The organism is Nonomuraea sp. NPDC049028 (genome assembly GCF_043197735.1).
GTDB lineage: Bacteria > Actinomycetota > Actinomycetes > Streptosporangiales > Streptosporangiaceae > Nonomuraea.
Genome location: NZ_JBICTR010000001.1, coordinates 832646 through 855501, shown reverse-complemented (window position 1 = coordinate 855501; position 22856 = coordinate 832646). Strand labels below are relative to the sequence as shown.

Genomic DNA, 22856 nt, shown 5'->3' with positions numbered 1-22856 from the left:
GGCGTGGGTGGCGGCGGGCTGGGATGATGCTGAAGGTGACCAAGGAATCCCCGGCCCCGCGCCACCGGGTGCTGCTCGGCTCACTGGCCGGTGCCGCCGTGGTGGCCGTGCTGGCGGTCGCCGCGCTGACGAACCAGGGCGAGCCCGCCGGACGAGCCGCCCCGGCGGCCGCGAGCTCGCGTGATTCCGCAAACGCGAGCATGGGCACGGACCCGAGCGCGAGCACGGGCGGTTCACCCACTCCGGCGGGTCCCACCGGCGGAGCCGAAGCGACCGCCACGCCCACTCCGACGAGTTCGGTGCAGGTCTGGGAAGGGCCGACCCCGCCACCCGTCGACCCGAACCTGTCCAAGGGCTCAGCGCAGGCACCGGTCACGATCGTCGAGTTCGGCGATTTCAAGTGTCCCAACTGCCGCCGATTCGCCCAGCGAATAGAGCCCGTGCTGAAGAGCCGCTACCTCGACACCGGCATCGTGCGGATGTTCTGGCGCGACTACCCGATCAGGGGACGCGACTCCGTACGGGCCGCCGTCGCCGCCCGCGCCGCGTCCCGGCAGGGCCGGTTCTGGGAGTTCCATGATTCCCTGTACGCGGGCGAGCGACCCCGGCTCACCGACGCCGACCTGCGCTCCGTGGCCGCCAAGATCGGGCTCGACCTGGCCAGGTTCGACGCCGACCGCCGTGACGAGTCCATACGGCGGGTCGTGGACGGCGACCTCGGCTTCGCGACCGAGCTCGGCCTGCCCGGCACGCCCGCGTTCCTGATCAACGGTGAGGTGCTGTTCGGCGCCCAGCCGGTGGCCGCGTTCGAGAAGGCGATCGAGAAGGCCCGCCGCGGCGGATGAGCGGCATCGGCTATGCCGCCGCGTTCCTTGGCGGTCTGTTCTCGCTGGTCAGCCCGTGTGGGGCGCTGCTGATCCCGGCCTTCTTCGCCTACGCGTTCCCGGGCCGCCGCCAATTGGCCGGCCGCACCCTGCTGTTCTACGTGGGGCTGTGCGCCGTGCTGGTGCCGCTGGGGATGGGGTCGGCGCAGGTCAGCCGCCTGTTCTACGGCCATCAAGAGCTCCTGGTCACGGTCGCCGGCTGGGCGCTGATCGGGCTGGGTGTGCTGCAGGTGGCCGGTCAGGGCTGGACGATCGGGCCGCTGGAGCGGCTGAAGGGGCACGTTCGAGGTGATTCGGCCGGAGCCGTGCTGGTTCTGGGGGCGGTGTCCGGGCTGGCGGGGTTCTGCGCGGGGCCGGTGCTGGGGGCGGTGCTCACGGTCGCGGCGGCCTCCGGCGACGGGCTGCGCGGAGCGGTGCTGCTGGCCGTCTACGCGGCGGGCATGGCGGCCCCGTTGTTCCTGCTCGCGGGCCTGTGGCAGCGCTATGACCTCGGCGGCCGGCGCTGGCTGCGCGGTCGCGGACTGCGGCTGGGACGGCTGCGGCCGCACACCACCTCGCTGCTGTCCGGGCTGGTCTTCGGCGGGCTCGGCGTGCTGTTCCTGCTCTCCGACGGCACCCGCGGGCTGGCCCTGCCGATCCCCGAATCCTGGGAGGCCGGGCTGGAGGACCTCGCCGCGGCCGCCCAGGACGTACTGCCGGACCTGCTCGTCGTCGGAATCGCGGCGCTCACCGTGGCCGCGATCACCGCGTGGCGCCTCAGACGCCGCTGACGGGCACGGGGTCACTTGCCGCGCATCACCGCCGGCTCATGGCGGCGCAGCATGCGGGCGACCAGGAAAGCGCAGACGACCGCGAGGATGGCCAGGACGCTCATGTCCAGGAACCAGGTGCCGAAGTCCTGACTCCACAGAGGGTCCGGCGGATCCTGGACGTGCGGGATGAGCTGCCCCACGTCGAGCGTGCCCGCCAGCGCGGCCAGCGCCCAGCGAGCCGGTACGAGCCAGGAGATCTGCTCCATCACCGGCTTGCCGTCCAGGTGCACCAGCGCCCCGCAGAAGACCAGCTGGATCAGGGTGACGAGCACGAGCAGCGGCATGGTCATCTCGCTGGTCTTGGCCAGCGCGGAGATGAGCAGGCCCACGGTCATCGCGGTGAACGACAACAGCGCGACGGCGAGCGCGAGCTCGGTCATCGGCGCGGTGAACACTCCCTTGTCGTACGTCGCGACATTCAGCATCGCCACATAGGTCAGCACGACGCCCTGCGCCACGGTGATCACGCCGAGCACGAGCAGCTTGGAGCAGAGGTAGGCCGATCTGGACAGCCCGACCGCCCGTTCTCGTTGATAGATGGCGCGTTCCTTGACCAGTTCGCGCACCGAGTTCGCGGCGCCGGTGAGACAGCCGCCGATGCACAGGATCAGCAGCAGGTTGGCCGCGTTGCCGTTGCTGTTCGGCCGGCCCATCAGGTCACCGGTCGGGACGACGCGGGCCAGCAGGCCCATCACGATCGGCAGGGCGATGGTGATGCCGAGGAACAGCCGGTCCGCCACGATGCCCCGGCAGTAGCGGCGCACCAGCGTACTGAGCTGCTCGGGCCAGCTCTGCGGTTTCGGCGGGATCTCTCGCCGTACGGGACGTCCCGTCGAAACCGGCTCGATCATGTCGGCCGCGATGTACGTCTGGTACGGCGACGACCGCGCGTACTCGCCGGCCCAGTCCTTGGTCGCGTCGTCGAAGGCCAGGAAGACGTCCGCCCAGTCGGTGAAGCCGAGGAACGGCAGCGCCTCCCCGGGCGGACCGAAGTAGGCGATCTTCCCGCCCGGCGCCATCACCAGAAGCCGGTCACAGATATCCAGATTGGCGACGCTGTGGGTGACGACGGCGACAGTACGGCCGTCGTCGGCCAGACCCCGCAGCATCTGCATCACCGACTTGTCCAGCCCCGGGTCCAGACCGGAGGTCGGCTCGTCGAGGAACAGCAAAGACGGCTTGGTCAGCAACTCCAGGGCGACGCTGACCCGCTTGCGCTGGCCGCCGGACAGCGAGGAGATGCGGTTGTTCTTCCGATTCTCGAGCCCGAGCTGCTGGAGGACCTCGTCGACCCGCGCCTTCCGCTCGTGCTGCCTGGTGTCGTCGGGGAAGCGTAATTCCGCGGCGTAGATGAGGGCGCGGCGCACGGTGAGCTGGCTGTGCAGGATGTCGTCCTGCGGCACGAGGCCGATCCGTGAGCGCAGCTCGGCGTAGTCGCGGTAGAGATCGCGCCCATCGTACGTGACCATGCCCTGGTCGGCGGGGCGCAGCCCGGTGAGCGCGCGCAGCAGGGTGGACTTGCCCGAGCCGCTGGGACCGATGATCGCCAGGAGGCACTTCTCGCCGACCGGAAACGACACCTGGTCCAGGAGCACCTTGCCGCCCCCGACGGTGACGGTGAGTCCGTGCGCCTGGAGGCAGACCTCGCCGGTGTCGGCGTACTCCGTGAGCGTGTCGCCCACGAGCTGGAACGTCGACGTCCCGATGCCGATGAGATCGTCCGGGGAGACGCGGGCCCGCTGAACGAGCCGGCCGTTGACGTACGTTCCGAAGCGGCTCCCCACGTCGACGATCTCGTGGACGCCGCCGGCGATCCGGAGCTCGGCGTGCTGGCGCGATACCCGCAGATCGCCGACCACCACATCGTTCTCGGGAGCCCGGCCGATGCGTACGACCTGCGCGCCGTCGAGGCTCCTGACGGCGGCCGGCGCACGCCACTGCCCGCTGTGCGGGAAGCGGACCGTAGGCGTCGGCTGGATCTCGGGTGCGCCGCCCTTGTCTTCGGAGACGGTACGGAAGCTGACGAGCCCGCCCTCCGACGGGTGCCCGAGGCCGATCCTGGTTCCCGGACCGACGATGACCCGCTGGACGCGGTGGCCGCTCACGTACGTGCCGTTGCTGCTGCCCGAGTCCTCCAGGATCCACTGACCGCCCTCGAAGCGCAGCATGGCATGCGTACGCGAGACGTGATCGGCGTCGATGACCACATCCGACCCCGGATCACGGCCTAACCGGTACGAACGCCCCGGATCGAGGGTCACCGATGTGTCATGGCCTTCGACGACAAGCTGCGTCACGTGACCGCCTTCCCACAGGAACGAGAGGTGACGTGAGTGACTCTCCGTCGAGCCTCAAATGGTTCACCGTAGACAGGATCCCCGAAAAGCGGACCGCGCCGCGAGCCTGCGGCTGACCGGCCGCACGGGTCACGCCCGCTGCCGGGCGCGGAAGCCCGCCGCCTTGGCGCGGTTGCCGCACTCGTGCATGTCGCACCAGCGCCGCGACGACCCGCGCGAGGTGTCGACGTACAGGCGGGTGCACACCTCTCCCCCGCATTCCTTGATCTGTACGGCCCGCGGCCCCCCGAGCAGCTGGACCGCCTCCCTGGCGACGGTGGAGAGGGCGGCGGCGAGATCCCCCGCACGCTCGACCCGCCCGGCGTCGTTCAGCAGCACGGACGCCGGCGGCCCGGCGGCGACCCGGTTGACCAGCAGCCGATCGTCGGCCGCCACCCCGGCCCCACCGACAGCGGGCCGGTCAATGGTGTCCCCCGCCGCCGGCCGATAGAGCGCCAGCCGGTAGATGGCCTCCCGCAACGTCTTCCCCGCCACGAGATCGGCGTCCACGACCGTCGGCGGGACGTCGAGAATGCCCGCCTCGACCGTCCACCGCGCCAGGTCCGCCGGCTCGCGCAGCAGGTCACGCCGGTCGGCCCGGCGGTGCTGCAGGGTGCCCGCCAGGTCGAGCCCCAGATTGCCGCTGATGAAGGTGAAGCTCGTCACACCCTCATAGTAACCATGTTGACAGGTTATGCGAGGACACGGAACAGTGACATAACCGGGTTAAGGGGTTATGGAGGGTGTGCCGTGGCGGTCAGCGTTATGGAGGCCAGGAGCAAGGCGCCGGCCCTCATGCCGTCCCTGTTCGTGGTGATGTGGAGCAGCGCCTTCATCGCGGGGGTGATCGGCGTCGGGGCGGCGCCGCCGTTGCTGCTGACGTTCGCCAGGTTCGCACTGGCGGGGCTGTTGCTCGGCGCGTTCGCGCTGGTCGTGCGGGCGCCGTGGCCGCGCGGCCGGCGGCTGGCGCACGTGGTGGTGTCCGGGATCCTGGTCCAGGCGGTGCAGTTCGGCGCGTTCTACTCCGCGATCGGCCTGCATGTGCCCGCCGCGGTCGTGGCGTTGGTCCAGGGTCTCAACCCGGTGGTGATCGCGCTCGTGGCAGGACGGCTGCTGGGCGAGCGGGTGAGCCCGCGCCAGTGGGTGGGCTTCGGGCTCGGCGCGGCCGGGGTGGGGCTGGCGGTGGCGGACCGGTTGAGCTTCTCTCTGGCCGGGGTGGCGTTCTGCGTGGTCGGGCTGCTGGGGTTGAGCCTGGGCACGATCTACCAGAAGCGGTTCGCCGCGGACATGGACGTGCGGACGGGCACCGCGACGCAGTTCCTGGTCGGCGCGCCGCTGGTGGGGCTGGCCTCGCTGGTGTTCGAGACGCCTCGGGTGACGGACTGGGGCGCCTTCTCGGGCGCCGTGGGCTGGCTGGTGCTGGTCAACTCGATCGGCGCGTTCCTGCTGCTCAACACCATGTTGAAGAACGCACCCGCGAGCCGGGTGAGCACGATGTTCTTCCTCACCCCGTCGGTCACCGCGGTGATGGCGTGGCTCCTCGTCGGGCAGTCGCTGCATCCGCTGGCGGTCGCGGGACTATTGGTCGGCGGCGCCGGCGTGCTGCTGGCCAACCGGCGCTGAGCCTCAGCCCGGCAGGGAGCTGGTCCACGGTACCCCCGCGCGGGTCTCCGGCGTCTCGATGCGGAAGCGGGGCAGGGACTCGGGGAAGTTCTCCCTGATGTAGGTCACGAGATGTTCGCGTACGTCGCACTTGAGGTCCCAGGCGGAGGGCGAGTCGGCGGCGCTCATCAGCGCCCGCAGCTCGACCAGCCCGTTCGGCAGCACGTCGGTGACCTGGAGCGTCCAGTCCTTCTGATCCCACAGCGGGCTCTCCTGGATGAACCGGTAGAGCTCCTCGCGCAGCTTGCCGATCGGTATCGACCAGTCGACGCGCAGGAACACCACGGCGAGGACCTGGCTGCCGTGCCTGGTCCAGTTCTCGAACGGGTTCTGGGTGAAGTAGGACACGGGCAGGACCAGGCGCCGCTCGTCCCACAGGCGTACCACCACGTAGGTGAGCGTGAGCTCCTCGATCCTGCCCCACTCGTCGTTGACCACGACCACGTCGTCGAGGCGGAGCGCGTCGCTGAAGGCGAGCTGGAGCCCGGCCAGCATGTTGCCGATGGTCGGCTGGGCGGCGATACCGACGATGGCGCCGGCGATGCCCGCCGAGGCGAGCAGCCCGGCGCCCAGCGCTCGGACCTGCGGGAAGGAGAACAGCATGGTGCCGATCGCCAGCACGACGATGGTCACGGCGGCGACGCGGCGGACCAGCCCGATCTGGGTCATGATCCGCCGTGCCCGGCGATTGCGCTCCCCCTTGACGAGGACCAGCCGGTCCAGGACGACGTCGGTGAGGGCATAGCTGGCCTGGACGATCAGCCAGGTGACGCAGGCGATGGTGACCAGGCCGAGCACGCGGTCGATCGTGCCGCCGAGCTCGCGTAGGCGGACGCTCTCGCCGATCATCCCGGGCGAGAACACCAGGTTGGCCGCCACCACGACCCCCACCGAGTACGCCGCCCAGGTGCAGTGCTCCACCAGGTGCCGGGCGAGCGCCCATTTGCGGCCCGCCCTGACCAGCAGCCTCCTGACCACCTCCACCACGAGAATGGCGCCCGCCACCGAGATGGCGAGAATGAGCCAGTCAGTCGGCGACTGCACGTTCATGCCCCCTATGTCTTAAAAGATCTCGTCAAAAGTCACATTGCCCTCAACAGCCACTTGGTATGCGGAGACACGCCGTTCGAAGAAGTTGGCCAGCTCCTGGACGTCCTGCAGCTCCATGAACCCGAACGGATTGGCCGTGCCGTATCTCTGCGGCAGCCCGAGCCGAGCCAGCCGCTGGTCGGCGACATATTGAAGGTAGTCGCGCATCTGCTCGACGCTCATGCCGGGCATGCCGTCGCCGCACAGATCGCGGGCGAAGGCCAACTCGGCGGCGACGGCCTCCTCGATCATGCGGGTGACCTGCTCCCCCAGCTTGTCGTCGAACAGCTCGGGCTCCTCGGCCCGCACGGTGTCGACGACGCTGAAGGCGAACTCCATGTGCATGGACTCGTCACGGAACACCCAGTTGGTGCCGGTGGCCAGCCCGCCGAGCAGGCCCCGAGACCGGAACCAGTATACGTAGGCGAACGCTCCGTAGAAGAAGAGCCCTTCGATGCAGGCGGCGAAGCAGATCAGGTTGAGCAGGAACTGCCGCCGCTCGTCCGCGCTCTCCAGCCGCCGCAGGCCGTTGATCGAGTCGATCCACCGGAAGCAGAACTCCGCCTTGTCCCTGATGGACGGAATGTGCTCGACGGCGGCGAACGCCTTGACCCGTTCCTCCAGGTCAGGCAGGTACGTGTCGAGCAGCGTCAGGTAGAACTGCACGTGTACGGCCTCCTCGAACAGCTGCCTGCTGAGGTACAGGCGCGCTTCGGGGGCGTTGACGTGCTGATAAAGGTTGAGCACGAGGTTGTTGGCCACGATGGAGTCGCCGGTGGCGAAGAAGGCGACCAGCCGGTTGATCAGGTGGCGCTCCTGCGGCGTCATCCTGGCCAGGTCGGCGAGGTCGGAGTGCAGCTCCACCTCCTCGACGGTCCAGGTGTTGCGGATCGCGGCGCGATAGCGCTCGTAGAAGTCCGGGTAACGCATGGGGCGCAGGGTCAGGTCCATGCCGGGGTCGAGCAGCATTGGGGGTCTCCGTTCGAGGGGGTCTACTACTGGCAGGCTTCGCAGGTTTCCGGGTTCTCCAAGGAGCAGGCGACGGCGTCGAGCGCGATCGTCGTCTGCGCGATCGTCGTCTGGGCGATCCGGGTGGCCGGGCGTGAGCGCAGGTAGTAGGTGGTCTTCAGGCCCTGCTTCCAGGCATAGGCGTACATCGACGACAGCTTGCCGATCGTCGGGCTGGCCATGAACAGGTTGAGCGACTGCGACTGGTCGATGTACGGCTGACGGGCCGCGGCCAGGTCGATGAGCGCCTTCTGCGGCAGCTCCCAGGCCGTCCGGTACAAGGTCTTGAGGTCATCGGGGATGCCCGCGATGTCCTGGACCGAGCCGTCCGCCCGCTTGAGGTCGTCGCGCATCCGCTGCGTCCACAGCCCGCTAGCCTGGAGGTCGGCCACCAGGTAGCGGTTGACCTGGAGGAACTCCCCCGACAGCGTCTCGCGCTTGAACACGTTGGACACCTGCGGCTCGATGCACTCGTAGCAGCCGGCGATGGAGGCGATGGTCGCGGTCGGGGCGATGGCGACCATCAGCGAGTTACGCAGCCCGGTCGCGGCGATCTTCGCGCGCACCTCGTCCCAGCGCGGCGACGCGGCGGCGCCGTAGTGGTCGGGGTGCAAGACGCCGCCCGCCGCCCTGGTCTCCTCGTACGACGGATGCCGGCCGCGCTCGACGGCCAGATCGGCGGAGGTGTCGTAGGCGGCCAGGGCGATCTCCTCGGCGACGCGGGTCGACAGCCCCAGCGCCTCGGGCGAGTCGAACGGCAGCCGGAGCGTGAAGAAGACGTCGGCCAGGCCCATCACGCCGAGCCCGATCGGCCGCCAGCGCTTGTTGGCCGCCTCGGCCTCGGCGGTCGGGTAGAAGCCCAGGTCGATGGTCCGGTCCAGGAAACGCACCGCCGTACGGACGGTCGCGCGCAGCCGGGCCCAGTCGACGCCCTCGCCGGTCAGGTGGGCGGCGAGGTTGATCGAGCCGAGGTTGCACACCGCCGTCTCGCCGTCGCTGGTGACCTCGAGGATCTCGGTGCACAGGTTGGACAGGTGGATGACGTTCTCGGGCCGGGCCGTCTGGTTGGAGGTGCGGTTGGCGGCGTCCTTGAACGTCATCCAGCCGTTGCCGGTCTGGGCGAGGGTGCGCATCATCCGGCCGTAGAGGGTCCGGGCGGGCAGCTGCCGGGTGTAGCGACCGTCGGCCTCGTAGGCGCGGTAGGCGCGGGTGAACGCCTCGCCGTACAGGTCGGTGAGGTCGGGGACCTCCTTGGGGTCGAACAGCGACCAGACCTCGTCGGCCTCCACCCGCCGCATGAACTCGTCCGGCACCCAGTTGGCCAGGTTGAGGTTGTGCGTACGCCGGGCGTCCTCGCCCGTGTTGTCGCGCAGCTCCAGGAACTCCTCGACGTCGGCGTGCCAGGTCTCCAGGTAGACACAGGCCGCGCCCTTGCGGCGCCCGCCCTGGTTGACGGCGGCGACGGAGGAGTCGAGCGTACGCAGCCAGGGCACGATGCCGTTGGAGTGCCCGTTGGTGCCCTTGATGAGGGATCCGCGCGAGCGCACCCGGGTCCACGCGATGCCGATGCCCCCGGCGTACTTCGACAGCCTGGCCACCTGCCCGTAGCGGTCGTAGATCGACTCCAGCTCGTCGCGCGGCGAGTCGAGCAGGAAGCACGACGACAGCTGCGGCCGGCGCGAACCGGAGTTGAACAGCGTCGGCGAGCTCGGCAGGTACGACAGCGTGGACATGAGGCCGTACAGCTCGGCGGCCTCGGCGACCGTCTCCGACAGCCCGCAGGCCACGCGGAGCAGGAAGTGCTGCGGCCGTTCGAGCACGGTCCGCGACTCCGGGTGCCGCAGCAGGTAGCGGTCGTAGACCGTACGCAACCCGAAGTACTCGAAGCGGTCGTCCGCCTCGCCGGAGACGAGCGCGTCGAGCTCGGCGGCGTGCGCGCCGACGAAGGCGGCGAGCGAGTCCTGGATCAGCCCGGCGGCGTGGCTGGCGGCGATGGACTCGGAGAAGGTCCGCACGCCGTGCCCGGCCGCCTCGTCGGCGATCTCCTCGGCCAGGAGCCGGGCGGCGATCCGGGAGTTGGCCGGATCGGTGATCACTCGTGCGGCGGCCTCCTCGATCGCCAGCCGCCGGTCGACGGTGGTCGGCTGCCGATCGACGGTGGCCGGCTGGTGATCGGCCGTGGCCGGCTGGTGATCGGCCTCAATGATCTGCGTCACGTGCTCTCTCCTCGCGAGCTCATCCCCGTGAGGGCGCGTGAGAGCACGGCGGCCCTGGACTCCACGGCCGCCGACGCCCCCGGCCCTCCCTCGAGGCCATGGACACTTCGATGGGCGGAGCCGGCTGGCTCCCCCAACGTCGCCGGCAGGTCTTCGGGCTCGCGGGCATGGTCGATCATTCCTACTGGCCGTCGCTTCCCGGAGATCTCCAGTGCTCGTGACGGCGGTCGTTCCCGCTCACCGCTGCGGGGCAGCCCCGGAATCGCACCGGGTTCCCTTTTGCTCCGCCCCGAGGGGCGAACCAGCGACGAGCAGAATCCTACATCTAGTGGCCCTTGGCGCAACTACCCCAGCATGTTGTGTCAGCGGTGTCGAGCATGCCCAGATCGCGGAGCACGGCCCTGGTCCTGCCGATCTCCGAGGCCAGCCACTGTTCGAAGTCGTCGCCGCTGAGCGGGATCGAGGTCCATCCCTCCGCCCGGCAGGCCGCCCGCCACGAGTCGGACCCCGTGACCTCGTCGCAGAGCCGGATGGCGACGGCCTTGCCGTCATCGGTCATGCCTTCGGGCCCCACGGCCGCGCACCAGTCGGCGAAGTCCACCCGCACCCCGCACTCCAGCAGGCTCGGCGCCTCGATGCCGTCCACCCGGCGCGCGCTGGAGACGGCGAGCACCCTGACCAGGCCCTTGCCGATGGCGCGGCGCCAGTCCGCGAGCGTGCCGGTCGCCGCCGCGGCCTTGCCGCCGAGGAGCGCGGCCGAGGCCTCCTCGCTGCCGGGAAAACCGGTGTAGTCGACCTGCCGGGTGTCGGCGCCGAGGCCCTTGGCGATCAGCCCGAACAGCAGGTGGTCGGGCTCGCCCTGCGGGCCGCCCGTCAGGGGCGTGCGGTCGGGGTGGGCGACCAGTTGCGCGCCGAACTGGTCGAAGGTGGCGAACTTGGAGTGTGCGGGCACCACCACCACCTCGATCTGGCCGGTGAGCCGGGCCAGCGGCGTGGCGGTGTCGAGCAACGAGAGCCCGTTGTTGAGCTCGGTCGCGGCCAGCGCGGGCAGCCCGGTGACGGTGATCCGGGTGACGGGCGGCGTGCCGGAGACGGGGAAACCGGCGTCGCGGGCGGTTTTGACGAGCGTCTTGGCGACGCGGGCCCAGCGTCCGGCGCCGGGGACGATCGCGAACCGGCCCGAGAGGCCGGCCGCGTTGACGGCGCGTCCGCCGAGGCTCCCCTCCGTGCCACATCCTGTCGCGCAGGCCGCCACCGCCAGGCCGAGCGCGAAGAACCCCCGTCGGCGCATGGCGTCCTCCCCTCGCACCCCATAACTACCCCAGGTCACTGACACTTAACGCACTGTTACACATCAGGGTTGTCATTATCAGGGATCACGAAAAGTCGGGAAGAACTATGATGTTTTCTCGCCCACACCGACGAGCAGGTACGACGGCAGCGAGGGCTCGCTGACCAGCCTGGGCCGGTCGGGACGCCAGTCGGGGGCGTGCACCAGGCCCGGCTCGACCAGCTCGAAGTCCCCGAAGAACGCCCGAATCTCCCTCGGAGTCCGGTCGGTACCCGCCCCGGCCGAGGTGGGCCGGTGGAGCGGCGTGGCGCCCTCCTCGAACCGTCCCCGCGAGGTCGCGTGGGTGAGCACCAGGTAGCTGCCGGGCGCCACCGCCTCGCGCAGCCTGGTCACCATCTTGCCCGGGTCACGGGCGTCCGGGATGAAGTGCAGGATCGAGACCAGCAGCACGCCCACCGGCTCGTTCAGGTCCAGGAAGCGGGACGCCTGCGCCAGCACCTCGTCGGGGTCGAGCAGATCGGCCTGGACGAAGACGGCCCGGCCCGCCTCCTCCAGCAGCGCCCTGGCGTGGGTGGCGACGACCGGGTCGCGATCGACGTAGACGACTTTCGCCTCCGGCGCCACCTCGTGCACGTTGCCCTGGGTCGGCAGCCCGCTGCCCAGATCGAGGAACTGGCGGACGCCCGCGTCCGCCAGGTGGCGGACCGCGCGCTGGAGGAAGGCCCGGTTGGCACGCGCCAGCAGGACGGCTTGCGGGAGCAGCTCCGCAAGCCGGTCGATCGCCTCGCGGTCGACGGCGTAGTTGTCTGTGCCGCCGAGCATGTAATCGTACATTCGTGCGAGATTTGGCGGTTGACCATGAAACTCGGGCACAGTTTCGATCTTAAGTCCTGCCGGTCCGCTTATCACGGGCTATGTGCCTATTGTGGCCGCCGTGTCGTAGCAGTTACTCGACTGTGACGCTCTTAGCCAAATTGCGCGGCTTATCCACATCGCGTTCGAGCGCCACGGCGGCGTGGTACGCCAGCAGCTGCAGCGGGATCGTGAGCAGGATCGGGTCCAGCTCGATCTCGTTCTTCGGCACCACGATGACGTCGTCGGCCAGCTTGGCGTCGGGTTCGCGGTGGCCCACCATGAGCACCTTGCCGCCGCGGGCGCGGATCTCGCCGAGGGTGGTGAGGTTCTTGTCGAGCAGTTCGTCGTCGGGGACGATCGCCACCGTCGGCATCTCGGGGCCGATGAGGGCGAGCGGCCCGTGCTTGAGCTCGCTGGCCGGATAGGCCTCGGCGTGGACGTACGAGATCTCCTTGAGCTTCTGCGCGCCTTCGCGGGCCACGGGGTAACCGCGGACCCGGCCGACGAACATCATGCTCGGATAGTTCGCGTACTTCTTCGCCAGCTCGGCGATCTTGTCACCCTGCGCCAGGATCTCCTCGATCTGGCCGGGCAGCCTGCGCAGGCCCTCGCAGACGCGGCGGCCATCGGCGGGCGAGAGGTCGTGCACCCGGCCGAAGTGCAGCGCGAGCAGCGCGAACGCCAGCGACGTCGAGGTGAACGCCTTGGTCGAGGCGACCGAGACCTCGGGCCCGGCGTGCAGGTAGATACCGCCGTCGACCTCGCGGGCGATGGCGCTGCCGACCGCGTTGACGATGCCGATGACCCGGCCGCCCTTGCGCTTGAGCTCCTGTACGGCCGCGAGCGTGTCGTAGGTCTCGCCCGACTGGCTGATCGCGACGTAGAGCGTGTCGGGGTCGACGACCGGGTTGCGGTAGCGGAACTCACTGGCCGGCTCGGCGTCGGCCGGGATGCGGGCCAGCTCCTCGATCAGCTGCGCGCCGATCTGGCCGGAGTAGTAGGCCGAGCCGCAGCCGATGATCTTCACCCGGCGGAAGGAGCGGGTCTCGCGGGCGTCCATGTTCAGGCCGCCCAGGTGCGCGATGTGGAAGCGCTCGTCGAGGCGGCCGCTCATGGTGCGCGAGACCGTGTCGGGCTGCTCGGAGATCTCCTTGAGCAGGTAGTGCTCGTAGCCACCGGTGTCGTAGTGCCCGGCGTCCCAGTCGACGGTCAGCGGCTCCTTGGCGGTCTCGCGCGCGTCGCTGGCGAAGGTGTGGAACCCGTCGGCCTTGAGCACGGCCAGCTCGCCGTCCTCCAGGTGCACGACCTGGCGGGTGTAGCGGACCAGGGCGGCCACGTCGGAGGCGGCGAACATCTCCTTCTCGCCGATGCCGAGCACGATCGGGCTGCCGTTGCGGGCCACGACCACCTCGCCGGGCCGCTCACTGTCGACGACCGCGATGCCGTACGTGCCGACGATGCTCTTGAGCGCCTTGCGTACGGCCTCCTCCAGCGTGTCGGTCTCCTCGACCGTACGGGCGATCAGGTGCGCGAGCACCTCGGTGTCGGTCTCGGAGACGAACTCCGCCCCGTCGGCGGTCAGCTTGGCGCGCAGTTCGTCGGCGTTCTCGATGATGCCGTTGTGCACGACCGCGATCCGCTCGTCGGACGACAGGTGCGGGTGCGCGTTGACGTCGCTGGGCACGCCGTGCGTGGCCCACCGCGTGTGACCGATGCCGAGGGCGCCCTTGAACCTGGGGGGTACGACCTTCGCCAGGTCGGCGACCCGGCCTTTGACCTTGCGTACCTTGAGCCCCTTGTTGGACACGACGACACCGGCCGAGTCATAGCCTCGGTACTCCAGCCTTTGCAGCCCCTCCAGCAGGATGGGCGCCGCATCCTTCGACCCGACATAGGCCACGATTCCGCACATACGACGCTCTCCTCTGCTTTTGGGGCTTTTTCTATCTTTTGTCCGCTTTTATCCGTACACGATCCTGCGCAGTTGCCGGAGCGACAGCTCCGGCGGCGCCACCCGGCGCCCGCGCAGTTCCGCGGCGACCCTGGGGAAGATCTCGTCGTTGGTCAGACCGCGAGACTTCAGCTCCCCGTGACGCCGCCGTACGAACTCCTCGACCGGCTCGGAGAAGTACGACAGCACGTCGGCCACCACGCGCGCCGCCTCGCCGGGACCGAGACCACTGGTCCTGACGAGGTGGGCGACGAGGTCTTCGTAGGGATGCCGTGCCAGGGACACAGACGAGGACACTACGCAGCTGGGATGCGACACGCTAATATTCTGCCCGAAATCGGGCAGGATATTAGCTAAAGCACGGCCGACCGACCCCATCCCTTACTGAGACGACGGCAGGCGAAGGCTCCGGCCGCCGCGCCGAGGGCGATGAGGACGGCCGCGGGGCCCACCGTGGCGGCCACGTCGCCGCGCACGGCGGCCTGCAGCATGGTCGTCGCCCAGTAGCCCGGGGAGGCGGGCGCGATGGCCTGCGCCCATGACGGCATGAGCGCGTACGGCACCAGCGCCCCGCCCAGCGCGCTGACCGACAGGGCGCCGATGTTGCAGAGCGTGCTGAGCTCGCCATGGCTGCGCACCACCGCGGCGAGCGCCGTACCCACGCCGAGGAGAGCGAAGCACCACGCGGCGACGGCCAGCCCGAGCGGCCAGAGCGGCCCTGTGGGCCGCATGCCCACCGCGAGGACCCCATAGACCAGCAGGACGACCTGCTGGACGGCCAGGATGGCGAAGACCGGCAGGGTCTTGCCGATGATCAGCTCAGGCATGCGCGCCCGAGTCGCCCTGATCCGATCCCAGGTGTGCCAGACGCGCTCGGTCAGCACGGCGGTCGCCACGTCGGCCATCGACAGCACCGAGAACATCACCAGCAGCCCGGTCACCACCTGCGCGGGCTGGCCGATCATGGACTTGAAGACCAGCATGAGCACCATCGGCATCACCAGGTAGCTGACCAGGTGAGCGGGGTCGCGCCTGCGCAGCAGCACGTTGTGCCCGACCAGCACCGCGATGCGATGGAGCGAGTCACGCGACATGGGACAACTCCTTGTAGAGGTCGTCGAGCGACGGCTGGCGGATGTCGATGCCGCGTACCGGCCGGTCGAGGCCGCGCAGCAGCTCGGCGAGCGTGGCCGTCGGGTCGGCCGTGGTGACGGCCAGCTCCTCGTCGTCGTCGAGAACCACCCGCACCTCACCCGGCAGGCCCTTGAGCAGCTCCTCGCCGGTGCCTCTGGCGATCACCCTGCCGCCCTTCGCGACCGCGATCGTGGCGGCCAACTCGGTCAGTTCGGGCAGGTAGTGGGTGGCGTACACGACCGTGGCGCCGTTCTCGGCCCGGCTGCGGACGGCCGCGAGAAGGGCGGCCCGCGTCTCGGGGTCGGCGCCCACAGTCGGCTCGTCGAGCAGCAGAACGGCGGGGTCGGCGACCAGCGCGGTGGCGGCCTGGGTACGGCGCTGCTGACCGCCGGACAGGACGCTCACCCGCCGGTCCAGCTCGTTCGTCAGCAGCATCTCCTCGGCGATCCGGTCGATGGCCTGCTTGAGCGCCTGGCGGCGCAGCCCCGCGAGGCCGCCGAAGAAACGCAGAGTCTCGCGGACGGTGACACTCGGGTAGAGCGCGAGCTGCTGTGGCGCGACACCCATTTGGCCGTCGATCACCACATTTCCCGACTCGGGAGTGATGAGGCCCGAGGCGATCTCGAAGAAGGTCGTCTTGCCGGCGCCGTTGTGCCCGACCAGCCCCGCGATCTCTCCCGGCGCCACCTCCAGGCAGAAGCCGTCCAGCGCGGCCACCCCATTGAAGCTCTTGACCAGTCCCGTCGCCTTGAGCATGTCTCCCGCTCCTCCCCGGTCTACCTTGTAGACTGCTCTACACCGTAGACTGAGGCGGTGCGGAAACTCAAGACCGAGCGGCAACCGGAGATCCTGGACGCCGCCCTCGCCATCGCCGACGAACGCGGACTCGACGCCCTGACCATGCGAGCGGTCGCCGAACGCATCGGCCTGACGCCCATGGCCCTGTACGGATATTTCCGCAACAAGGATGAGCTGCTGGACGGACTCGTCGGGCGACTGCTGACGTCCCTCCCGACAGGCCCGCCCGGCGAGTCGTGGGACCAGCGGCTGAGCGCGTTTGCGTGGGCCACCAGGAGGCTGGCCCGGGAGCATCCCAGCGTCTTCCCGCTGCTGTTCGCCCGGCCCTCGGTCACGCCCGACGCGGTGCGGGTGGTGGACTGGATCTACCAGGCACTGATCGACGCGGGGGTGCCCGACGCAGAGGTGCCGCGGATCGAGCGCATGGTCAGCACGTTCGTGCTCGGCTTCGCGACGTCCGAGGCGAACGGGCGCTTCTCGGCGGCCAGTCACGACGTCCGGTCGCGCCGGGCCCGAGGCGACTTCCCTGCCCATCAGCGACTGATGCCCTACCTCGACGCGCCGGCCGACCTGGACGCGGAATTCGCCGCCGACCTCGCAGACCTCGTCCGCGTCATCCGCCCCGCCTGACCCATCTCTTTCGGCGACATGGTTACGCTCGGTGTTTTCACCGTCGCTTTCTGTTCCGCCGTGTGGAGGTCCTCTTGTTGCTGTGGGTCGTCGTCGGTCTCACCGCGTCCACCGTCGCCATGCCCGGATTGCCCGAACTACCGGACCTGCCGGACATGGGCGGCGTGGGGCATCGGGTTGACGCGAGCCGCCAGGGCGATTTCGCGGCGGCGGCGCGGGAGTTCGGGGTGCCGGAGAGCGTGCTGCTGGGTGTGTCGTACCTGGAGTCCAGGTGGAACGCGAACAGCGGAGCACCCAGCGTGGCCGGCGGCTACGGCCCCATGCACCTCGTGGACGCGCCGGGCGTACCTGGAGGCGCGCATGACGGGGTGTCCGCGCGGGAAGCGACGCTGCGGCTCGCGGGGCGCCTCACCGGGCTGGCGCCCGCGCGACTGCGCGCCGATCCCGCCGCCAACATCCGCGGCGGTGCCGCCCTGCTCGCGTCCTACCAGCGACGCCCCAGCGCGAACCCCGCCGACTGGTACGACGCGGTCGCCCGCTACTCGGGCGCGCACGACCCGAACGCGGCCCGCGCCTTCGCCGACGAGATGTTCGCGGTGATCCGCGCCGGAGCCACCCGCCGCACAGACGACGGCCAGCCGGTACGGCTGGCAGCCATCCCCACCCTCCGCCCACCGACCCATCTCCACCCACCGGGCCGCCTCACCTCAACTGCTCGCCTCCACCCAGCAACCGACCTCCACCCAGCGGCCAAGCACCACCCATCAACCCGCCCCAGCCCAGCCACTCATCTCCACCCAGCCGCTCACTTCCACCCACCAGCCCGCCTCGGCCCAGCAACCCGACTCACCCCAGCAGCCCCCCTTCGCCCAGCGGCCCGCCTCAGCGCTCTATCGGGTCTCACCCCGCTCGGCCCCAGCGCAACCCATGTGGCAGCAGCACGTGTGCCGGGAGGACACCCCTCAACCTCACCGAAGACCACTGGAGGCTCCTCGGCGTCATCCGAAATCACCGACGCCCACTACCCACCTCCATTCCCAATCCCGCTCCCGGCCCCGGCCCTGACCCCGGCCACGACTGACGTGGCACAACCCCAGCCCAACGTGGCACAACCTGTCGCCGACCAGGCGCAACCTGCGACCCCAGGAGACCAGCCGCCGGCACCTGGAACGAACACGAGCCATCCGGCACTCCCAGCCCCGAACACGGCGAACGTCGAATGCCCCGCCTCACTGGCCTGCGAGTGGATGCCCGCCGCCTACAAACGCACCGGCAAGGGCGACTACGGCAACCACGACACCCTGAACGGGCCGAGACGCATCGACTACATCGTGATCCACGACACCGAGGGCACCTACGGAGGCGTCCCGTCGATGGTGAACGACCCGGAATACGTGAGCTGGCACTACACGATCCGCTCCAGCGACGGACATGTCGCCCAGCACGTACGTACAAAGGACATCGCCTGGCATGCGGGCAACTGGGATATCAACTCCCGCTCCATCGGCATCGAACACGAGGGCTACCTGGCCAGCGGCGGCACCTGGTACACGGAGGCGATGTACCGTTCGTCAGCCAAACTGGTGAAATATCTGGCCGCCAAACACCACATCCCCCTCGACCGCGCCCACATCCTCGGCCACGACAACGTCCCTGGCCCGAGCCCCGAAACGCTCCCGTCCATGCACGAGGACCCGGGACCGTACTGGGACTGGGCACACTATTTCGACCTGATGGGCAGCCCATTCAAAAAGGCCAAGAAGGGCACATCGATCATCATCCGCCCCGCCTACGAAACCAACCAACCGCATTTCACCGGCTGCACCGCCAAGCCCACCAACTCCACCGGAACCACCGAGGACACCGAGCCGGCAGAGCCCGCCACTCCCACCAAGTCTGTCAACCCCACCGAACCTGCTGCCAAGTCCGCCAAGCCCGCTAAATCCGCCAAAACCGCCAAAGCCACCGGCCCCTGTCCCCCGCACGGCGCCTCAGCGGTCTTTCTGCGAACAGAACCGCGCGAGGACGCCCCCCTCGTGGACGACATCGGCAAACGCGTCGGCAAGCCCAGCACGTACAGCGTCTACGACCACAGCGCCCGCGCCTCGACCGGCCAGCGATACGCGGTGGCGGCCCGGAAGGGCGCCTGGACGGCCATCTGGTATCTGGGCAGCAAGGCCTGGTTCTACAACCCCGCCACCGCCCCCACCGCCATCCCGGCGCGAGGCCCGCTCGTCACCCCCCGCACGAAACACGTCAGGGTGTACGGCCGCGCATACCCCGAAAAATCCGCCTACCGCAGCACCGTCGCCTACCAGCCCTCGACCCCGCTCGACTACGTCATGCACCCCGGCCAGTACTACTCGCTCGGCCTCACGCTGCCCGGCTCGTACCACGCGACGAACTCCTTCAACCCGGCCAACCACGTCACCGTCACGGGCAAGGACCGCTACCACCAGATCCAGTTCGGCCACCGCGTCATGTTCGTCATGGCCAAGGACGTCCGTGTGACCCACCGAACCCCACCCATCCACGTGACCCACCGACCCCCGCCCGCCCGCGTAGCCCACCGACCCTCACCCGCCCATGCAACTCGCTGACCTCCACCCACCACATAACCCACCAGACCTCACCCACCAAACCCCACCCGTCACGTGACCCGCTGAATCTCGCCCCCACACCCGCTCACCGCACACGGGCACTCCCCGAAGGCGATATGGTTTTCCCGTGGCCGGTACGTCGCCGGAAACACGCGGAAGTGGCTCAGTGGTAGAGCATCACCTTGCCAAGGTGAGGGTCGCGGGTTCGAATCCCGTCTTCCGCTCGGAGTTCAATCTCCTGGTGGAGTGGCCGAGAGGCGAGGCAGCGGCCTGCAAAGCCGTCTACACGGGTTCAAATCCCGTCTCCACCTCGGTCGCTGGACAGCGGACCCTCCCGGGTCCGCTAAAGTTAAGTGTGGCACCACGCGGAAGTGGCTCAGTGGTAGAGCATCACCTTGCCAAGGTGAGGGTCGCGGGTTCGAATCCCGTCTTCCGCTCGGAGTTCAAGTAACTCGATAAGGACGATTAGCTCAGCGGGAGAGCGCTTCCCTGACACGGAAGAGGTCACTGGTTCAATCCCAGTATCGTCCACCAGGCTCCATAACAGATCAGGCCCGACTTGAGTTAAAGCCCTAGATCACGGCACATGCCGGGATCTTGGGCTTCTTGTCGTTCCGGGGCGACCATGGCTGCTATCAGCACCGGCGGCGACGGGGTGCCGTCGGCCACGCGTGAGACTCGATCACAGGTATCGACGCCGACCCCCTGATGGTTCGGACTGGCCGCTATCTGCTCCGGTCGCCGGGGATCGCCGGAGCAGCAGTGGCTGGGTGACGTGCAGAAGATAAACCGCCGAAGCCGAGCTGCCACCGCATGAAGGCGTACACGGCGACACGTTCGGCGATTCCCGGCGGCATCATCCCGAAAGCCGCCAGCCAGATCAGCGCGGCCGCGATTCCCACGATGCCCAGCACGACACCGCCGGTCGCGGACATCACCGTCGGCGACTGCGTGGAACTGGTGGACACCTTGCGTCGGGTTCATGTCCGTGGATGCCAGCGGTCTCGGCATGCCGATCGCCAGGAGCAAAGATCATTGAGCACTGAAATCGCACATACAACTCGCCTGCGGTGACATTACTGTGAGCGGATGAATGAGGAGTTGACGCCGCAGGTGTTCTCGAATCGCTGGGCTGACGCCGTTGGTTCCGGCGGCCAGGGTTCGCCTCGTGATCTCTGCGGGTGCATCGAGCAGACCAGCACCAAGCCGCAGCGAACGACCCGCTTCCACCGAGAACACCAGGACACCACGGCGCCCGGATGGATCCGCCTTCTCGAACTGATTGAAGAGGCAGCAGCCGACAGACGGGAGGTCTTCAAGCCGCTGGTCGAACTCACCGCGGAACAGCGGCGCCAGGTCGTCACGCTCCCGCCGACCATCGCCGAACTCACCTCGGTGAAGCACCTCGTGCTCTACGGCAGCAATTTGGTGCGTATCCCGCCTGAGATCGGCGCTATGCGAAGCCTCGAGGAGTTCACCCCGTACACCTCCTACCGCCTGCACTGGTTCCCGTACGAGATCACCCGGTGCCCCAACCTACAGCGCAGCACGGTGAGCACCCGCGCCCTCTACGGCAACTACAAGCGGCGGCCGCCCTTTCCGCTGTTGTCAGCCGCAGCGGCCAGCACCCAAGGCGTTGGCCTCGAAGACCTAGACCCCGGTGTGTGGGGTGCCGCCGCGATCCGTACGTGCAGCGTTTGCGATCAGCACATCGAAGGCGTGAACCTCCGCCAGGTCTGGATCTCCCTATGGACGTCGGGCGCTGACATTCTGCCCTTGCTGGTCAACGCCTGCTCGACGACATGCGTCGAGGCGCTTCCCGTGCCTGCCGAAGGCTACGTCCAGATGCCGCACACGGGCGGACCAAGCGTCGAGCAGCCCTCAGCCGGCCAACGGCCTCGCTGACGTGGCGCGGGCCCAGCAGAAGCCCGTAGTTCAGGGGCCACGGGCGGCATGCGGCCGTGGGCCTTGGCATCCGCACCACGCGTGGTGATCGATAAACTCGCGAAGGTGGGCTGCCGCGTGGCCGTCAACCAAGATCGAGAACAAGTTCAAGAAGTGTGCGTCAAACGCCCTTCAGAACACGATCCAGTGCCGCCCGGCCTGCGGGTCCCCAGTGCGGCTTGCCGCCGGGAAGGCCCCGATCTCGTTCTGCCCCATGAGCATCAGGACGAGGCTCTTCATAGCGGCCAGCCCGCGGGCGCGCCGGAGACAAGTCCGCTCCCGCACCGGCTCGGGGGTCACCGGCAGCTCAGGCCGACCGTAGGCAAAAGGGGTGTCCGGCCGGGCTGGCGTAGACTCTGCCGCCTTTCTCGGATGCGGGGTCGACGTCGTCCGTGGGCAGCAGTCGGCGCGCACCCGCCTCGAGCGCCAGCCTGTCGGTGGTTACGAGGTCGTCCGTCGTCAGATCGACGTGTATCTGCTGCGAGTTGCCCTGTGGCCACGTCGGGGGGACATGCCCCTGAGCCCGTTGGATGACGAACATAGGGAACCCGTCGGCCCGCAGGAAGTGGTGAGTTGCGGTCTTGGCGATCGAGCCGCCCAGCAGCCGGTGCCAGAACGCGCTCTCGGGCTCCAGTTCGGCGGCGTACAAGCCATGGCCCACGTGATCGCCGGCGCACTCCTAACCTGACGAAGCGCTACGACCACCGATACCCAGCGGTGGCGACGAACTGCTCTACCGAGCTCTAGTCGGCCTTCCGGACCTCGAGTGCGTCAGCGGCTGTCTCCAGTGCGGCGAGGTGCTCGTCGACCGAGCGGAGTCCCGCCCGCATGGTGTTGATGGCGACATGAGTGGCTCCGGACTCCTGCCACTGCCGGGCCGCCTCGCGTAGCTCCTCGGCGTCGCCCGTCCAGCTGACCCGGCCTTCCATGCCGAGCGTGGCGGGGTCGCGGCCCGCCTGTGTGGCGGCCTCCGCGACCATGGCCTTGGCCTCGTCGAGCTTCGGCCCCGGGGACATCTGCGGGAACCACCCGTCGGCCAGGCGTCCGGCGCGGCGGTACGCCGGGGGTGACTGCGCGCCGAACCAGACGGGGATCGGCCGCTGCACGGGCAGGGGCGCCAGCCCCGCGCCGGTCACCCGGTCGAAGGTGCCCTCGAACGTGAGCGACGGCTCGGTCCACAACCGGCGCAGCAACGCGACCTGCTCGTCGATGCGCTTGCCTCGGGTGCTGAAGTCCTGGCCGAGGGCTTCGTACTCCACCTGGTTCCAGCCCAGTCCCACGCCCAGCCGGAACCGGCCGGCGGTGAGCAGGTCGACCTCCGCGGCCTGCTTGGCCACCAGGGCCGTCTGCCGCTGGGGCAGGATGATGATGCCCGTGACGAGCTCCAGCGAGGTCAGCGCGGCGAGGTAGCCGAACAGGACCATCGGCTCGTGGAAGGTGGTCCGCACGTCGTAGGGGCCGTCCCAGCCCTGGTGGACCGCCGGATCGGCGCCTACGACGTGGTCATAGGCCAGCACATGCCGGAACCCGAGTTCCTCGACCCGCTGTCCGTAGGCCCGTACGGCGCCCACGTCGGCACCGAGCTCGGTCTGAGGAAAGACGACACCGATCCGCATGCGTGGCTCCCGTCAAGATCCGGCGACTCC

At 69.1% G+C, this 22856-nt stretch carries 20 protein-coding genes, 4 tRNA genes and 1 riboswitch; of the genes, 10 read left to right on the top strand and 14 right to left on the bottom strand.

From position 1 onward, the window contains the following. The first annotated feature begins 35 nt into the window (after window positions 1–35). Both ACGFJ2_RS03855 and ACGFJ2_RS03850 read left to right on the top strand, forming a co-directional pair. Window positions 36–845, top strand: coding sequence for a thioredoxin domain-containing protein (locus ACGFJ2_RS03855; protein WP_393464328.1), 810 nt, complete (start codon window positions 36–38; stop codon window positions 843–845). Next, the gene (locus ACGFJ2_RS03850; protein WP_357951347.1) at window positions 842–1654 is read left to right on the top strand and encodes a cytochrome c biogenesis protein CcdA; all 813 of its coding nucleotides are present in this window, start codon (window positions 842–844) and stop codon (window positions 1652–1654) included. The genes ACGFJ2_RS03855 and ACGFJ2_RS03850 overlap by 4 nt, the downstream gene beginning before the upstream one ends. Window positions 1655–1665: 11 nt before the next feature. On the opposite strand, the gene ACGFJ2_RS03845 is transcribed toward ACGFJ2_RS03850, so the two are convergent. Both ACGFJ2_RS03845 and ACGFJ2_RS03840 read right to left on the bottom strand, forming a co-directional pair. Further along, complete coding sequence (locus tag ACGFJ2_RS03845) at window positions 1666–3993, bottom strand: FHA domain-containing protein (RefSeq protein WP_393464325.1); 2328 nt, start codon at window positions 3991–3993, stop codon at window positions 1666–1668. A gap of 129 nt (window positions 3994–4122) precedes the next feature. Beyond that, on the bottom strand, window positions 4123–4698 hold the full coding sequence (locus tag ACGFJ2_RS03840; RefSeq protein WP_393464322.1) for a CGNR zinc finger domain-containing protein: 576 nt from the start codon (window positions 4696–4698) through the stop codon (window positions 4123–4125). Window positions 4699–4782: 84 nt separating this feature from the next. Here ACGFJ2_RS03840 and ACGFJ2_RS03835 point away from each other — a divergent pair, with 84 nt between their 5' ends. After that, on the top strand, window positions 4783–5655 hold the full coding sequence (locus ACGFJ2_RS03835; protein WP_357951342.1) for a DMT family transporter: 873 nt from the start codon (window positions 4783–4785) through the stop codon (window positions 5653–5655). A gap of 3 nt (window positions 5656–5658) precedes the next feature. On the opposite strand, the gene ACGFJ2_RS03830 is transcribed toward ACGFJ2_RS03835, so the two are convergent. The 9 genes from ACGFJ2_RS03830 to ACGFJ2_RS03790 form a co-directional block, all read right to left on the bottom strand. Continuing rightward, a complete protein-coding gene (locus ACGFJ2_RS03830) occupies window positions 5659–6744 on the bottom strand; it encodes a mechanosensitive ion channel domain-containing protein (RefSeq protein ID WP_357951340.1) in 1086 nt (361 codons plus the stop codon). Between the two features lie 12 nt (window positions 6745–6756). Beyond that, entirely contained in the window at window positions 6757–7752 is a 996-nt protein-coding gene (locus ACGFJ2_RS03825) for a ribonucleotide-diphosphate reductase subunit beta (RefSeq protein ID WP_357951338.1), read from the bottom strand. A gap of 26 nt (window positions 7753–7778) precedes the next feature. Then, window positions 7779–10007, bottom strand: a complete 2229-nt coding sequence (locus ACGFJ2_RS03820; RefSeq protein WP_393464318.1) for a ribonucleoside-diphosphate reductase subunit alpha — start codon at window positions 10005–10007, stop codon at window positions 7779–7781. 126 nt (window positions 10008–10133) lie between these two features. Continuing rightward, window positions 10134–10328, bottom strand: a riboswitch (cobalamin riboswitch). A 4-nt stretch (window positions 10329–10332) separates the two neighbouring features. After that, window positions 10333–11298 carry a tripartite tricarboxylate transporter substrate-binding protein gene (locus ACGFJ2_RS03815; RefSeq protein ID WP_358182923.1) on the bottom strand — a complete coding sequence of 322 codons (966 nt, stop codon included), beginning with the start codon at window positions 11296–11298 and terminating at the stop codon, window positions 10333–10335. A 105-nt stretch (window positions 11299–11403) separates the two neighbouring features. Continuing rightward, window positions 11404–12171 (bottom strand): SAM-dependent methyltransferase, encoded by a 768-nt coding sequence (locus ACGFJ2_RS03810; RefSeq protein WP_357951332.1) that lies wholly within the window; start codon window positions 12169–12171, stop codon window positions 11404–11406. A 73-nt stretch (window positions 12172–12244) separates the two neighbouring features. Then, window positions 12245–14065: a glutamine--fructose-6-phosphate transaminase (isomerizing) gene (gene glmS / locus ACGFJ2_RS03805; RefSeq protein WP_357951331.1), complete on the bottom strand. Its 1821-nt coding sequence runs from the start codon at window positions 14063–14065 to the stop codon at window positions 12245–12247. Between the two features lie 48 nt (window positions 14066–14113). Then, a complete protein-coding gene (locus tag ACGFJ2_RS03800) occupies window positions 14114–14389 on the bottom strand; it encodes a hypothetical protein (RefSeq protein ID WP_225289808.1) in 276 nt (91 codons plus the stop codon). A gap of 68 nt (window positions 14390–14457) precedes the next feature. After that, window positions 14458–15198, bottom strand: a complete 741-nt coding sequence (locus ACGFJ2_RS03795) for an ABC transporter permease (protein WP_393464313.1) — start codon at window positions 15196–15198, stop codon at window positions 14458–14460. Then, entirely contained in the window at window positions 15188–15994 is an 807-nt protein-coding gene (locus ACGFJ2_RS03790; RefSeq protein ID WP_393464310.1) for an ATP-binding cassette domain-containing protein, read from the bottom strand. Before ACGFJ2_RS03790 ends, ACGFJ2_RS03795 begins: the two co-directional genes overlap by 11 nt. A 57-nt stretch (window positions 15995–16051) precedes the next feature. On the opposite strand from ACGFJ2_RS03790, the gene ACGFJ2_RS03785 reads away from it, so the two are divergent. The 6 genes from ACGFJ2_RS03785 (at window position 16052) to ACGFJ2_RS03760 (ending at window position 19800) form a co-directional block, all read left to right on the top strand. Further along, window positions 16052–16666 carry a TetR/AcrR family transcriptional regulator gene (locus ACGFJ2_RS03785; protein ID WP_393464307.1) on the top strand — a complete coding sequence of 205 codons (615 nt, stop codon included), beginning with the start codon at window positions 16052–16054 and terminating at the stop codon, window positions 16664–16666. A 74-nt stretch (window positions 16667–16740) separates the two neighbouring features. Next, a complete protein-coding gene (locus ACGFJ2_RS03780; RefSeq protein ID WP_393464304.1) occupies window positions 16741–19266 on the top strand; it encodes an N-acetylmuramoyl-L-alanine amidase in 2526 nt (841 codons plus the stop codon). A 152-nt stretch (window positions 19267–19418) separates the two neighbouring features. Beyond that, a tRNA-Gly gene (locus ACGFJ2_RS03775) sits at window positions 19419–19490 on the top strand. A gap of 16 nt (window positions 19491–19506) precedes the next feature. Continuing rightward, window positions 19507–19577, top strand: a tRNA-Cys gene (locus ACGFJ2_RS03770). 54 nt (window positions 19578–19631) lie between these two features. Beyond that, window positions 19632–19703, top strand: a tRNA-Gly gene (locus tag ACGFJ2_RS03765). A gap of 22 nt (window positions 19704–19725) precedes the next feature. Beyond that, a tRNA-Val gene (locus ACGFJ2_RS03760) sits at window positions 19726–19800 on the top strand. Window positions 19801–19991: 191 nt separating this feature from the next. Here the strand turns inward: ACGFJ2_RS03760 and ACGFJ2_RS03755 are convergent. After that, window positions 19992–20234: a hypothetical protein gene (locus ACGFJ2_RS03755; protein WP_393464301.1), complete on the bottom strand. Its 243-nt coding sequence runs from the start codon at window positions 20232–20234 to the stop codon at window positions 19992–19994. A gap of 121 nt (window positions 20235–20355) precedes the next feature. On the opposite strand from ACGFJ2_RS03755, the gene ACGFJ2_RS03750 reads away from it, so the two are divergent. Further along, on the top strand, window positions 20356–21171 hold the full coding sequence (locus ACGFJ2_RS03750; protein WP_363997884.1) for a hypothetical protein: 816 nt from the start codon (window positions 20356–20358) through the stop codon (window positions 21169–21171). 346 nt (window positions 21172–21517) lie between these two features. Here the strand turns inward: ACGFJ2_RS03750 and ACGFJ2_RS03745 are convergent, their stop codons facing one another. Together ACGFJ2_RS03745 and ACGFJ2_RS03740 are read right to left on the bottom strand one after the other, a co-directional pair. Beyond that, complete coding sequence (locus ACGFJ2_RS03745) at window positions 21518–21871, bottom strand: VOC family protein (RefSeq protein WP_363997887.1); 354 nt, start codon at window positions 21869–21871, stop codon at window positions 21518–21520. A gap of 82 nt (window positions 21872–21953) precedes the next feature. Next, window positions 21954–22826, bottom strand: a complete 873-nt coding sequence (locus ACGFJ2_RS03740) for an LLM class F420-dependent oxidoreductase (protein ID WP_357951322.1) — start codon at window positions 22824–22826, stop codon at window positions 21954–21956. Between the last annotated feature and the right edge of the window lie 30 nt (window positions 22827–22856).

Coding starts and splice junctions, on each gene's coding strand:
- ACGFJ2_RS03815 (WP_358182923.1), bottom strand. CDS start 11,298: ATGCGCCGACGGGGGTTCTTCGCGCTCGGCCTGGCGGTGGCGGCCTGC.
- ACGFJ2_RS03795 (WP_393464313.1), bottom strand. CDS start 15,198: ATGTCGCGTGACTCGCTCCATCGCATCGCGGTGCTGGTCGGGCACAAC.
- ACGFJ2_RS03825 (WP_357951338.1), bottom strand. CDS start 7,752: ATGCTGCTCGACCCCGGCATGGACCTGACCCTGCGCCCCATGCGTTAC.
- ACGFJ2_RS03750 (WP_363997884.1), top strand. CDS start 20,356: ATGAATGAGGAGTTGACGCCGCAGGTGTTCTCGAATCGCTGGGCTGAC.
- glmS (WP_357951331.1), bottom strand. CDS start 14,065: ATGTGCGGAATCGTGGCCTATGTCGGGTCGAAGGATGCGGCGCCCATC.
- ACGFJ2_RS03850 (WP_357951347.1), top strand. CDS start 842: ATGAGCGGCATCGGCTATGCCGCCGCGTTCCTTGGCGGTCTGTTCTCG.
- ACGFJ2_RS03790 (WP_393464310.1), bottom strand. CDS start 15,994: ATGCTCAAGGCGACGGGACTGGTCAAGAGCTTCAATGGGGTGGCCGCG.
- ACGFJ2_RS03740 (WP_357951322.1), bottom strand. CDS start 22,826: ATGCGGATCGGTGTCGTCTTTCCTCAGACCGAGCTCGGTGCCGACGTG.
- ACGFJ2_RS03830 (WP_357951340.1), bottom strand. CDS start 6,744: ATGAACGTGCAGTCGCCGACTGACTGGCTCATTCTCGCCATCTCGGTG.